A 14,164-nucleotide genomic window follows, 5' to 3' on the forward strand; every position below is an offset into this window, starting at 1 on the left:
GATCCGCAAGAGCGCCAAGGGGATCATCAGGGCCGCGAAGGGGATCAGGTCTTGAGCCCGTCCGCCGGACTTCCCGTCCATGCGGCAGCCGCAACCGCCGTCGATGCCGCTGACCGCCAGGTTCGGGTCGCAGGCGTCGCCCACGCCGTCCTCGTTCGAGTCGGGCTGGAGCGGGTCGGAGATGAACGGGCAGTCGTCGTCCGCGTCCGCGATGCCGTCGCCGTCCATGTCGCCGTCGCAGACGTCGCCCCGGCCGTTGCCGTCGGCGTCCGACTGGTCCGCGTTCTTCACGATCGGGCAGTTGTCGCCGGTGCCGTTCGGACCCGCGTTGCAGATCTCTCCGGCATCATCCGAGACCGTGGCCGGGCCGTCGCAAATGCCGTCGTCATCCACGTCGGGATTCAGGGGGCCTTCGCCGTTCTGGTACGTCGGTCCGTTGACCTCGTCGCTGTCCGAGAGGCCGTCGCCGTCCGTGTCCGGTTTTGTCGGATCGGTGTGGAAGACGCTCTCTTCAAGGTCATCCGGCAGGCCGTCACCATCGCCATCCAGGCTCGTGCCGATCTCACAAGCGTCGCCGACGTTGTTGTGGTTGTCGTCCTTCTGATCCGGGTTCGGCGTGGCCGGGCAGTTGTCTCCCTGGCCCGCCGCGTTGGGCGTACAGGGATTGCCGGTCACGGGGTCCGTGCCCGATTCGGCGCCGTTGCAGATGCCGTCGTCGTCGAAGTCCGGATCCACGATGGTCGTGGCTCCGCCGCAATTTTGCTTGGCCGCGTCGAGCGGGAAACAGTCCACGCCGTCCTTGGCGCCGTCGTCGTCGCTGTCGTCATCATTCGGGTTCGTCCCGATTTCGGTCTCCAGAGTGGTCGTCAGCCCGTCGCCATCGGGATCGGTCTCGCCCGGACTGACCGGCTCCGGAGCGCACTGGCCCAGGCTGTTCTTGACCACGCCGTTCAAGAGCGGGCACGGATCGTTGACGGAGCTGCAGCCTCCCACCATGTTCGGACCGTCGCAGGCGCCGTCGTTGTCGGCGTCCGGATCGTACGGATCGGGATCCGAGCCGTTCTTCAGGCCGTCGCCGTCGATGTCCTCGTCGCAACGGTTCCCGCGTCCGTCGTTGTCCATGTCCTCGGTTTCGCTGCAGGCGGCGGCGTCGCCGACGCCCACGCCGCTGCAGACGTTGTCGGAGGCATTCGAGAAGCAGGCCGCGAGATCTGTGCTGTCGCAGACGTTGCCCGTCGAATCCTTGTCGCACTTGTCGGTCGCGTCGGGGATGCCGTCGCCGTCGCTGTCGTCCGGGTTCGAGCAGGCCGGATTCGTGGAGCAATCGGAATCGTCGCAGTCGACCTTTCCGTCGCCGTCGTTATCGACATGGTCGTCGCAGTCTTCCGTCCCCGAGCAATGGGCGGTGTCGTCCGCGCAGTCGGTGTCCTCGCAATCGATTTTGCCGTCATTGTCGTTGTCGACGCCGTCGCTACAGTTTTCTTCCGTCTGCGGACAGGCGCCCGGGTTCGAGGAGCAATCGGTGTCCTCGCAGTCGGTCTTGCCATCGCCGTCATTGTCGACGCCGTCGCTGCAGTCGGTCTCCGAAGGCGTCCCCGTGCAGTTCGGATCACTCGCCGAACAGATCGTCACGTCGTGGATCCAGGCGTAGTTGCTCTCCATGTTCTCGGGTTCGATGTTCTGTCCACCCTCGGTGCAGATGGCCTTGGCCGTATTATCGACGATGAGTTTGAACTTGATGAAGTCGATCTTCGCCCCGTTGGAGACCTTGATGGGGCAGTCGCCCTTGCCCGAGGCATCGAGGACGACGGCCGTGTCGCTTAAGGAAGGGCAGCCGGCTTCCGCGTTCGGGCCCGTCGAAACGCACTTGCGGAAGGCAAGACCGTAGGTCGCACCGTCCGGAGGCGTGTTGTAAACGAGGAAACCGCTTGGGACCGGGATCGTCTGCTCGGCATAGAATCGGACGGCCTTCTTGCATTGACGCTTGGAGTCGTCGGTGTCGTCGTTCGTATTGCCGCTGTTATAGAGGTCGACCGCCAGCTTCAGGGCCGAAGAGCTCCCGTTGCTGATGTCGCAGTAAATCTCGCCCCACGCCGCGTCGGCCCGGGAGGCTCCCGCCCCCAAAACAAGCGCGAACGCCGCAACCGAGAGCACTTTTTTCATTACCGATTTCATAAAACGGCCCCCTCTTCCTTTCTTCAGGTCAATGGGTTTATCGACCCCCGGGTCAAAAAGTTGCGAAAAAACAAGGGGCGGTTCCTTGCGGAAACCGCCCCTTGACACTGCTGCAAAACCGCTACTTTACGAAGAGTTACGCTTGGTTAACGGCCCGCTTTTTCCTCAGGATTCGGAACAGGATCAACGGAAGGCCCATCGCCATCAAGGGCAAGGCGTCCTTCGTCTGAGAAGCCCCGCCATCCATTCGGCAGCCGCAACCGCCGCCGCCTCCCTGGAGGAAGGAGAAGTTCGGGTCGCAGGCGTCGCCGATGCCGTTGGAATCGCTGTCGTTCTGGTCCTTGTTGACGAGGAAGGGACAGTTGTCGGTGTCATCGCCGATGCCGTCGCCGTCCATGTCGCCCTCGCAGACGTCCCCGACGCCATTGCCGTCCGTGTCGAGTTGGATGTCGCCGTCTGAGATGTCCGGGGTGTTCGGTCCATTGGAGACGAGCAGACAGTTGTCGCCGTGGCCGTCGAACGGCTGGCAGATGACGCCGCCGGCGCCGTCGGTGACCGTGCCCGCGCCGTCGCAGACCCCGTCGTCGTCGCAGTCGGGATCGGTCGGGCCGCAGGCCGGATAGAACGGGCTCGCCACTTCCTGGCCGTCGGAAAGACCGTCGCCGTCGGTGTCGGGGTTATTCGGATCCGTGCCGAAGACGCCTTCCTCCAGGTCGTTCGGAAGGCCGTCGCCGTCGCTGTCGTTGCCCACGGAGTTGCTCCCTCCCGGCTCGCAGGCGTCTCCTGCGGAGCTACCGAAGGTGTTCTCCTGACCGGGATTTGGAACCAACGGGCAATTGTCGGAACCGTCGTTGACCGTGTCGCCGTCGTCGTCATCGTCGCAGGGGTTGCCCAGGCCGTCGCCGTCCGTGTCCGTCAGGTCGGTCGAGGCCACGCTGTCGCAGTTGTCCACGCTATCGATGATGCCGTCCCCGTCGCTGTCACCCGGTACAGTCGGGGTGTCGCAGGCGTCGCCCGTGCCGTCGCCATCGGCGTCGGCTTGGTCGGTGTTGGCGACGAGCGGGCAGTTGTCGGAGCCGTCGTTGACCGTGTCTCCGTCATCGTCGTCGTCGCAGGGATTCCCCTGGCCGTCACCGTCCGTGTCCGTCAGGTCGGTCGAGGCCACGCTGTCGCAATTGTCCACGCTGTCGATGATGCCGTCCCCGTCGCTATCCGGGATCGCGCCGGCTTCGCAGGCGTCGCCAATGCCGTCGGCGTCCGCGTCGGCCTGGGTCGCGTTGGCCACGAGGATGCAGTTGTCGTCGCAATCGGTCGTATCACCAGAGACGCACTTGCCGTCACCGATCGTGCCCGAGGCGTCTCCGTCGTCCAAGATGCCGTCGTTGTCGTCGTCCGGGTCACAGACGTTGCCCAGGCCGTCGGAATCCGTGTCCGTCAGGTCGGTTGACGGCACGCTGTCGCAGTTGTCGACGGCGTCCGGAATCCCGTCGCCGTCGGCGTCGCCGGGAAGGTCGCAGGCATCGCCGATGCCGTCGCTGTCCGCGTCCTGCTGGCCGGCGTTCGCCGTCACCAGGCAGTTGTCGTCGCAGCCGGAGGTCGCCCCGCCCGTGCAGCGGTTGTCCCCGACAATGCCGGAACCGTCGCCGTCATCGAGAATGCCATCGTTGTCGTCATCCGGGTCGCAGGGATTGCCCAGACCGTCCATATCCGTGTCGGTGAGGTCGGTTGAGGGCACTGTGTCGCAATTATCCACGCTGTCGATGATACCGTCACCGTCCGTATCCGTTCCGCCTCCCGGCGTGTCGTTCAGGTCGCAGGCGGCATCGATCCCGTCGCCGTCGGCGTCGACTCCCGTCTTGGTCTGGGGGGTGCCGTCCACCTGGCTGATGCACTTAGTGGGCGGGCAGCCGCCGTTGGCGGCCGAGCCGGCCTCGGTCGGGCATAGGTCGACATCGTCGACCAGGCCGTCACCATCGGTGTCGGTCGTGCCGGGCACATCGCAAACGTCACCGATGGCGTCGCCATCCGCGTCCGCCTGATCGGCGTTCGAGTCGAACTGGCAGTTGTCGTCGCAGGACGTCGTGGCCCCACCGGTGCACTTTCCGTCACCGATCGTGCCCGAACCGTCGCCGTCATCGAGAATCCCGTCGTTGTCATCATCCGCGTCGCAGGCGTCGCCTTCCGCGTCGCCGTCATGGTTTTCCTGGCCGGGATTCGGAACGGACACGCAGTTGTCCACGTCGTCGTTGACGCCGTCGCCGTCCGTGTCGGTCGGAACCGTCGGGGTGACGGTCACGCTGTCATCGCACGACCCGCCGAGGCCGGTCGCATTCAAGGTATACGTCGTCGCCGAGGCCGGATTCACATGCTCCGTTCCGGAGAGATCGGTCGAGATCGTCGCGTCTCCGGCCTTGACGGTGGCCGAGGTCGCGTTGGTCGTCTCCCAAGTGATGTCGAAGCCGCCCGAGGCAACCGCGGCCTTGGTGATGTTGCAGGTCGGGGCCGGGGGCGGCTGGTTGTCCGAGCCGATGATCCGCACATTGTGGAGCCATGCGTATTCGCTGCTCATGTCCTCAGGTGCGATCGGGGCGCCGCCTTCGGTGCAGATGGCGTAATTGACGTCCGGAACCTTGACCGTCAGGTTCAGGACGTCGATCTTCGCCCCGTCGCTGACCTTCATCGGGCATTTGCCGTCGTTCGCCGTGTATCCGGAGAAATCCAGGGTTACGGCCGTATTGCTCGTCGTGCTGCAACCGGCCTCGGCGTTCGGGCCGGTAGAGACGCACTTGCGGATCGCCATGCCATAAGTAGCGCCGTCGGGCGGGGTGTTGTACACGAGGAGGCCCTCGGGAATCGAGATCGTCTGCTCGCCGAAGAGCCGGATGGCCTTCTTACATTGACGCTTGGCGTCGTCCGAATCGTAAGAACCGTTTCCGTTGTTGTAAAGGTCGACCGCGAGCTTCAGGGCGGATCCGCTGCCGTTTGAGATGTCACAGTAGATGTCCCCCCACGCCGCTTCCGCCTTCTTGGGGGCGAGTCCGATGACCGCCGCCAATGTAAGGAGAATAAGACCGCCACGAACGAACCGCTTGCAAGACGCCATAAAATGCCTCCGTGCGGAGGTTGGCTCACCTCCGTCGGCCGCATTATCGCGGGCAGCCCATAAAAGTTGCTCAATACTTGGGAAAATAAGGGTTCTGGGATAGAAAGCAATAAGGGCCGCCCCCCTTTCCGGGGAGCGGCCCTTCCGACCTTGCGGTCTCACTCTGATCTAGTCTTCTTTTCTGCCCCCGCGAACCGCTCCCAGAAGGAGACCCGGGAGGCCGATGGAGAACGACATCATCAGCCCGTCTGATCCCATCGCCGTCGCGCCCGGAACCAGAGAACAGCCGCCCTCACCCGCGCCTCCCTTGAAGAAGGCCAGGGTCAGATCGCAGATGTCACCGATGTCGTTGTTATTCTTGTCCTCCTGGTCGGCGTTCGGGTTGAACGGGCAGTTGTCCGTCTGATCCGGCACTCCGTCGCCGTCGAAATCGCCCTCGCAAGCGTCGCCGACGCCGTCGCCGTCCGTGTCGAGCTGGATCTCTCCGTCCAAGATGCCCGGGGTCGCCGGACCATTGGAGACGATCACGCAGTTGTCACCGTGGCCCTCGAAGGGCGTGCAGATCACATTGCCCACGCCGTCTCCCACCGTCGCCGGACCGTCGCAGATGCCATCATTGTCGCAATCCGGGTCGAGCGGTCCGCAGACGGGATAGAACGGGCTCTGGACTTCCTCGCCGTCGCTCAGACCATCGTTGTCCGTATCGGGATCGTTCGGATCCGTTCCGAAGTTGCCCTCCTCATCGTTCGGAATACCGTCGCCGTCGGTGTCATTGACGGACTCGTCAAAAACGTTGTCGCAGATGTCGCCCACACCGTCGCCGTCCGCGTCCGCCTGGGAGGGGTTCACGGCAAAGGGGCAGTTGTCCGACGTGTTGGGGATGCCGTCTCCGTCCATGTCCGGATTCTCGAAGTCGCAGGACGCTCCGGTCGAGTGGGCCGGATCCAGCGGGGCGCAGTCGGCCCCGTCGCCCAATCCGTCATTGTCCGTATCGGGATCGTTCGGATCGGTGCCGAGCGTGATCTCCAGCGGAGTGCAAACGCCGTCCCCGTCCTGATCCTGGCAGTCATCGCACGCGTCGCCCAAGGAATCGCCGTCGGCGTTCTCCTGGCCCGGGTTCGCGATCAGCGCGCAGTTGTCCGAACCGTCGGGCACGCCGTCGCCGTCATCGTCCGTGTCGCAGGGATTGCCCTGGCCGTCGGCATCCGTATCCGTCAGATCGGTCGAGGCCGTCGTGGGGCAGTTGTCCGACGCATCGGGAATACCATCGCCGTCCGTGTCCACCACCGCCGTGACCGGGTCGCAGGCGTCACCCAGGCCGTCCGCATCGGAGTCCGTTTGCGCCGGGTTGGGGACGCTGGGACAGTTGTCGCTTACATCCGGCACGCCGTCGCCGTCGTCGTCCGCGTCGCAGACGTCGCCGGCGCCGTCGCCATCGACATCATTCAGGTTCGAGGACGCAACCGTGTCGCAATTATCGATGAAATCGAGAATTCCGTCGCCGTCCTGATCGTTCGGATTCTCGCACGCGTCGCCGATGCCGTCCGTATCCGTGTCGGTCTGGGCCGGGTTGGGCACCAGGTCGCAGTTGTCGGTCGTGTCGTTCACGCCGTCGCCGTCGTCGTCCGCGTCGCAAGGATTGCCGTCGCCGTCCAGGTCCGTATCGGTCAGGTCGAGCGAAGGCGTCGTGGGGCAGTTGTCGATATCGTCGCTGATTCCGTCTCCGTCCGTGTCGGTGAACGCCCCGTCGCACGCGTCGCCCAACCCGTCCACGTCGCTATCTTCCTGGCCGGGGTTCGCCACGAACGGGCAGTTGTCGGCTCCGTCCAAGTGGCCGTCGCCGTCATCGTCCGTGTCGCAGGGGTTGCCCAGACCGTCGCCGTCCGTGTCCGTCAAATCGAGACTCGGTGTCGAGTCGCAATTGTCAATGTCGTCCAGGATGCCGTCGCCGTCGGCGTCGCCCGGGAAGTCGCAGGCGTCTCCTAGGCCGTCAATGTCCGCGTCGGCCTGACCCGGATTGGCCACCAGCGGACAATTGTCCGAGCCGTCCAGGACGCCGTCACCGTCGTCGTCGTCGTCGCAGGGGTTGCCCAGACCATCGCCGTCCGTATCGTGGAGGTCTGTCGAAGGCACCGTGTCGCAGTTGTCGATATCGTCGTCGATGCCGTCGCCGTCGCTGTCATTGGAGACCGGCGGGTTCGTATCGCAGGCGTCGCCGATGCCGTCGCCGTCCGTGTCGGTTTGGGCCGGGTTCGGCACCAGGTCGCAGTTGTCCGGACCGTCAAGAATCCCGTCGCCGTCATCGTCCGCGTCGCAGGGATTGCCCTGACCGTCGCCGTCCGTGTCGGTCAAATCGAGACTCGGGGTCGAGTCGCAATTGTCGACGCTGTCCAGGATCCCGTCGCCGTCGTTGTCATTGGGCGTGTCGCAGGCGTCGCCCACGCCGTCGATATCCACATCCTGCTGGCCGGGGTTCGGCACGAGGTCGCAGTTGTCGGGACCGTCCAAGACTCCGTCGTTGTCGTCATCGGGGTCGCAGGGGTTGCCGAGGCCGTCGCCGTCGGTGTCCGTCAAGTTCAGGCTCGGAACCGTGTCGCAGTTGTCGGCGTAGTCGAGGATCCCGTCGCCGTCCACGTCGGTCACGGTGGCCGTCGGGTCGCAGGCATCACCGAGGCCGTCGCCGTCGGCGTCCTCCTGGGTCGGGTTCGCCACGAACGGACAGTTGTCAGCGCCGTCCAGGTGGCCGTCGTTGTCGTCATCCGTGTCGCAGGGATTTCCCTGGCCGTCGCCATCCGTGTCCGTCAGATCCATGCTGGGCGTCGAGTCGCAATTGTCGATCGAATCCAGAATTCCGTCGCCGTCCGAGTCGCCGGGCGAGTCGCAGGCATCGCCCAGTCCGTCGATGTCGGAGTCCGTCTGGCCAGGGTTGGGGACGAGGACGCAATTGTCGGCTCCGTTCGGCACGCCGTCACCGTCCATGTCCGGGTCACAGGGATTGCCCAACCCATCGCTGTCGGTATCGGCGAGATCCGTCGAGGGAACCGAGTCGCAGTTGTCGATGGAGTCGATGATGCCGTCGCCGTCTGAATCCGTGGCAGGCGGCGTGCCCGTGTCACAGGCGTCTCCGATGCCATCCAGGTCCGTGTCCTGTTGACCCGGGTTCGGCGTGAGCGGGCAGTTGTCGGCCAAGTCCGCCACGCCGTCGTTGTCGTCGTCCGGATCGCAGGCGTCGCCCTGGGCGTCACCGTCGGTGTTGGTCTGGATCAGGTTCGGGACGGAGGGACAATTGTCCACGCCGTCCACGACACCGTCTCCGTCCGCATCGGCCAAGATGTCGCACACGTCGCCGATACCGTCGAAGTCGGAGTCCGTTTGAGCCGGATTCGGCACGAATTGGCAATTATCCGTCAGGTCGGGCACGCCGTCGTTGTCGTCGTCCGGATCGCAGGCGTCGCCTTGGGCGTCGCCGTCATTGTTGAGCTGGATGGTATTGGGGACAGTCGGGCAGTTGTCGACCGCGTCGATCACGCCGTCGCCATCCGAATCCGTCGCCCCCGGAGGGAGGTCGCAGGCATCGCCGATGCCGTCGAGATCCGTATCCATCTGGGACGGATTGGCCACGAGCGGGCAGTTGTCGACGCCATCCAGAACGCCGTCGTTGTCGTCATCCGTGTCGCAGGCGTCGCCTTGGGGGTCCGCGTCATGATTGGCCTGATCGGTATTGGCGACCAGCGGGCAATTGTCCGCGCCGTCCAAGACGCCGTCGTTGTCGTCGTCGGCATCGCAGGCGTCGCCTTCGGTATCGCCGTCGTTGTTCTGCTGGCCGGGATTCGCAACAAACGGGCAGTTGTCGAAGGCATCCGCGAAGCCGTCGTTGTCGTCGTCCAGGTCGCAGGCGTCGCCCTGGGCGTCGCCGTCGTTGTTGGCTTGCGTCGGGTTCGCCGTGGTCGGACAGTTGTCGCTCGTGTCGATGACGCCGTCGTTGTCGTCGTCCGGATCGCAGGCGTCTCCCTGACTGTCTCCGTCGTTGTTCTCCTGTCCCGGGTTCGCGACCTTGGGGCAGTTGTCGCTACCGTCGAGGACGCCGTCGTTATCGTCGTCCGGATCGCAGACGTCGCCCAGACTGTCGCCATCGGTGTTCGTCAGGTCCGTCGAGTTGGTCTCGGGGCAATTGTCCGGTGGGACCGGAATCCCGTCCCCGTCGGGGTCCACGATCCCCCCGGTGCCCTCGATCCTCACGTTGTGGATCCAGGCGAAGTTGTTGGCTTGATCTTCGAGAGGGATGGCCTCGCCCCCGCCGGTGCAGATGGCCTTGGCGGGATTGGGAACACGGACGGTCAGGTTCAGGATGTCGATCTTCGCATTATTGAAGACGCGGATGGGGCAGTCGCCCCCGTTGGCCGTATAGTCTGAAAAGTCCAGAACCACCGCGGTGTTGCCGGTGGTGTTGCATCCGGGTTCCGCGTTCGGTCCGGTCGAAACGCACTTCCGGAAGGCGACGCCGAAATTGGCTCCGTTCGGAGGCGTATTGTAGATCTCGATGCCGTTCGGAAGGGCGATGGTCTGGTTACCGAAGAACCGTATCGCCTTCTTGCATTGCCGCTTGGCGTCGTCGGTCTCGCTCGCTCCGTTGCCGTTGTTATAGAGGGCGACGGCGAGATCCAGGGCGGACCCGCTGCCGTTCTCGATGTCGCAGTAAATCTCGCCCCATGCGGCCTCCGCGCTCTTGGGACTCACGATCCCCGACGCGGCGACGAGAAAGACCGCCGCGAAAATCGCCTTCCGCACACCGAATTGTTTGGGAAATTTCATAAACCCTCCGGACGACGAGAGATCCCCCCGCCGCTGCGGGCTTCTTCGCGAAGGCAAAAACTTAGTTGCGTGATTTTTGTCAGGGTCAGGAGATTTTTAAGCTCCTAATTTCCGAGGGTTTTCAGGGTCTTCTCCCGGGCTTCACCTTTATATCTCTTTGGAGCCGAGTTTTCATCGCCCGCAGATGCCCGCCGGACCCGGTTTTGCCGCCCGCTTTTTTCGAAAAAGGACGCAACCTTTGGGACCCCTCCGCGATAATGCTTTCAGTCAGCATTGAAGGGGATTTGTAAATTTTAATATTTTAGGAGGGATCGTCATGAGCATTAACATCACCGTCAGGCCCAGCGGGGCAACGTCGGGCGGAGACAGCAGAACGATCGAGGGCGAAGGCGCCATCGACACCCGGGCCGAGGCTGAAGCGGCATTGACGCTCCTCCCCGAGGGAAGCACGAACGTGGTGGTCGCGGGCGACCGGACCTACACCCGCGAGCAGCTCATCGAAATCCGTGATCGCGCCCCGGCGGCTGCGGCCCCAGTTGCGGCAGACCGCGGCACGACGGCGGCGGACGGCATGGCCAACGGCGTCGAGCTCCAAGGCTATTACGGCGGAGGCGTCGGTTCCAATCCCCACGACGGCGGCGGCGCCCGTCTCTCCTGGGTCCCCAGCTGGCGGGCCGCGGGCGACGAGCACACCTTGCATTTTGACCTCCCGGTTGGTCTCGATATCGGCCACTTCAGCATGGGTTACACGCTCCCCGGCGGCGGAGACGCCAATTCGGCGTTCACGCGCTACGGGTTGCGGGTCGCCCCCACCGCGCGTTGGGTCCCGCCCTGGGCGGACCGGCGGCTTTCGCTCTCTTTGGGCTTAGGGCTGGGCGTCGGAGGTTTCACCACGGCGGACAGCACGATGGTTTCCGTTCCGACCACCTGCACGCCGGGCGATTTCGGCCGCGGCGAGTGCGAACCGGACGCGGGTCCGCGCACGGGCAACGGCGGAACGACCGGTCTCTTCAATCCCCGCATCGGCAATTCGCGCGGGACGAGCGGCGCTTATTTTGATATCGGCCTTCCCCTCACCTTCGGCGTCAACTTCGCCCGCGGTGATTGGGGCAACGTCGGCGGCTTCTTGAGCTTCGAACCGGCCTACACGCACATGATGCCCGGCGACGGCGACGGCTTCGGTTTCTGGTCCATGCGCGGCGGCTTGGGCATCCGCGGCACCTTCGGCGGCAGTTCCGTCGAGCGTCCGCGCCGGCCGGCCGGACCGACCATCGAAGATGCGCGCACCCATTCCACCGAAATTCCGGGGGGCGCCGCCTTCACCCTCGCGGATGACGCGGCCGTGCGCACCTTGGGCGGCCTGGGCGCGAACGCCCGCATCCTGGGCGTCCAGCTCGACGACCATCCGGAAGACACCAGCGCTCCTTATACGTTCGACGCGGCCTGGATGACGCCGGGAGCGCACACGATCAAGATCCGTTATCGGAACCCGGGCGACACGGAAGACCGCATCCGCCCGGTGAACATCACGGTCGGAACTCCGGCCCCGGTCAGCGTTCCGGAAGGGGGAACGGGCGAGGCCTTCGGATTGGTCCTCGACATGCCCAGCACCGCGACCCGACCGGCGCCAGACGTCGTAGGCGGCGTTTCAACGCCGCGCCCGGTCCGGGTCGGAAGGATCACGACGACCTCGAGCTTCCCGGAGGGCGCGACCTATCAGATCTACGTGGACAGCAATCCCGTCGGCTCGGCCGCGGACCTTCCGCGCGACCGCGCGACGGAACTGACGGTCCCCGCGACCATCGGTGACGGGGATCATCAGATCGAGGTCCGAGTCAGCCGTCCCGGCATGGCGGAGATCCGCTACCCGGCCCGGGCGGTCCGCGTCGGACCCGGTGTCGCTACGCTGAGCGCCGCGAGCGTTCCTTCGAATCCTCCGAGCGGCGGCCACTACTACAATGACCCGATCCGCGTCACGGTGACGAGCGATGTCGCGACCCGCGCCCGGATCACGGTCGGATCGCACACGGAAGACGTGAACCTGGTCGTCGGAGTCAACACGATCACGATGACCGGAGCCCCGAGAACCTGGACCACCGGCGGAGCCGCCGGACGGTCGACCCAGACGGTGCGTATCCAGCCGCTCGACGCGGCGGGCGCCCTGACGGGAACGGCCGTGGAAGCGGGATCGGTTGTCATCCGCAGGGCGGGCGGTGGCCACAGACGATCGCCCACCACGACCAGGCCCGCGCGTCCGCTCCCGTAGTATTGGACGGTCGACTCCGGGTGACTGATGCAAGCACGATGGTGAAGAATGGAGAGTATTTATGACCGTATGTCGTGACGTACCTGCCGGGTTGGAACGCAACTGGCAGAACCTCAACGAAATGTATGTGGCCGTGGGCGTAAGACGCGCCGGCGACGCCGGAACGGCCTTGGCGCCGCCCTCGACCTACGCGGACTCGCAGACCTTGTCCTACATGGTGGGACCATCCGGAGCGCCGCGGCGATCCATCGATATCTCCATCTTCAACGACGTTGACGCCCGCGCCTGCTTCTTCCGATGGGCCGGGTACGATGAAACGGCGATCAACGCGCGCGTCACGGCCATCCGGAGCGAACACGCTGATGACCAGGCGGCCGCCGATGCGGCCGTCGCGACCTACCTGGCGACGTTGCCGGCCCTGCAGCAGCAGATCTACCGCGTTGTCGGTATGATCAGTATCTTCCGTCTGGATTACCGGCGGGAGGGCGGGGCGAACGTCGGCGGCGGCAACCGAGCCAATCCCGATTCCCCCGAAGCCGCGGACCCCAACATCATCACCGATTACGAGATCCAGCAGTACGCCGCCGAGGCCCTGGAAGGCGGGGATGAAAATCCCGAATACGTGGCGACCGGCGGACGCATCCTGAGCGGCATCCACGCGATGATCGGTCTCATGCACTATGTCACGACACCGGCACCCGCCGAGGATGGTCCTCGCGTCGTGGCAACCGAACCCGTGGACGCCGGACCGGCGGTCGTTCCGACCGTCAATCCGAATCCTGCGTCAAGCAGGTCTTGGGTTTCAGAGCATTTGACAGAACTGATCGTCGGCGGCCTGACGGCTGTCGGACTGGGCTCCTTGGCAACTTATCTCGTCATGAGAAACCGCGGCGCTTCGACGGCCGAGCCCCGACCGAATACCTCGGTCACTGTAAATACGTCCGTCGACCGCGCGGGAGAAACCCGGACCGAACGCGCATCCACGCCACCGCCGTCCAGCGGGAACAGCCCGCGGGTCGTCGCCGACACCACCGGAAAACCTCCTGCTTCGGGCGGAGACACGGGTCCCCGAGTCGTGGCCGACACGACGGGAGCGCCCTCCGGCGGCGGTACTCCCTCGCGAGGAACCCCGACGGTCGCCGTGCCCGACGACATCGCAAGCGCCCTGGCCGGTATTGACGGCAACGCATCGCCCGCGGGCGGAGCGCGTCCCAGCGGAACCCCGTCCATTGACGGCGTCACGCCCGAGAATGTCATCATCAGCGGAACGACCGCCGAACCCGTCGCGGGCGTCACCCCGGCGGTCGTGCGGGCCCAGATCGTCCTCCATTACCGGCACTTCCTCTCCCAGGCGGCCCGCGAGGCCCTGGCGGCGGGACGGCCACTGCCGGCGGACGGCGAGCTGGTGGCCAGCGCCTTCTCACGCGAAGTCAATGAGCTGACCGACCGGGTCATCGCCGAGTACCACCGGATGTCGACGGCCGACGCCGATGCCCTGCGCGACATGTGGACCTCGCAGCGCGACGACGGCCGCCCCATCGTGCGCCGCGGCGTCCCTCAGAGACTGCTCATGAGCGTCGTGGGCGACTACATCACGGCGGAAGCCGCACGCGCCGGCTCGCCCTTCGAGGGCGGGTTCGGAACGGAGGTCCGCCGCGAGGCCGAGCGCCGATCCGGAGAGACGGACTACTTCGAGAGGGGCATGCGCGAAGTCCTGCGCGACCCCGTCCGCCTCGGACGCTAAGACAAAGTCCAAACAAGTCCCCCAAAAAGCCGCCCCGGCCCAACGCCGGGGCGGCTTTTTTTGC

General features: G+C 65.2%; 5 protein-coding genes. 2 read left to right on the forward strand and 3 right to left on the reverse strand.

The window, feature by feature from the left end; translation table 11 throughout:
• From VLJ37_09645 to VLJ37_09655, 3 genes are all read right to left on the reverse strand, one after another.
• On the reverse strand, positions 1–2,175 hold a 2,175-nt coding region (locus VLJ37_09645), incomplete at its 3' end, for a thrombospondin type 3 repeat-containing protein (GenBank protein ID HSA59932.1).
• Positions 2,176–2,311: 136 nt separating this feature from the next.
• Positions 2,312–5,278 (reverse strand): thrombospondin type 3 repeat-containing protein, encoded by a 2,967-nt coding sequence (locus VLJ37_09650; protein ID HSA59933.1) that lies wholly within the window; start codon positions 5,276–5,278, stop codon positions 2,312–2,314.
• 168 nt (positions 5,279–5,446) lie between these two features.
• On the reverse strand, positions 5,447–10,090 hold the full coding sequence (locus tag VLJ37_09655) for a thrombospondin type 3 repeat-containing protein (protein ID HSA59934.1): 4,644 nt from the start codon (positions 10,088–10,090) through the stop codon (positions 5,447–5,449).
• Between the two features lie 316 nt (positions 10,091–10,406).
• On the opposite strand from VLJ37_09655, the gene VLJ37_09660 reads away from it, so the two are divergent.
• Together VLJ37_09660 and VLJ37_09665 are read left to right on the forward strand one after the other, a co-directional pair.
• The gene (locus tag VLJ37_09660; GenBank protein ID HSA59935.1) at positions 10,407–12,356 is read left to right on the forward strand and encodes a hypothetical protein; all 1,950 of its coding nucleotides are present in this window, start codon (positions 10,407–10,409) and stop codon (positions 12,354–12,356) included.
• Positions 12,357–12,417: 61 nt separating this feature from the next.
• Positions 12,418–14,100, forward strand: coding sequence for a hypothetical protein (locus VLJ37_09665; GenBank protein ID HSA59936.1), 1,683 nt, complete (start codon positions 12,418–12,420; stop codon positions 14,098–14,100).
• Positions 14,101–14,164: the final 64 nt, after the last annotated feature.

This window comes from bacterium (assembly GCA_035454885.1).
Taxonomy (GTDB): domain Bacteria; phylum UBA10199; class UBA10199; order JACPAL01.

Coding starts and splice junctions, on each gene's coding strand:
- VLJ37_09665 (HSA59936.1), top strand. CDS start 12,418: ATGACCGTATGTCGTGACGTACCTGCCGGGTTGGAACGCAACTGGCAG.
- VLJ37_09655 (HSA59934.1), bottom strand. CDS start 10,090: ATGAAATTTCCCAAACAATTCGGTGTGCGGAAGGCGATTTTCGCGGCG.
- VLJ37_09650 (HSA59933.1), bottom strand. CDS start 5,278: ATGGCGTCTTGCAAGCGGTTCGTTCGTGGCGGTCTTATTCTCCTTACA.
- VLJ37_09660 (HSA59935.1), top strand. CDS start 10,407: ATGAGCATTAACATCACCGTCAGGCCCAGCGGGGCAACGTCGGGCGGA.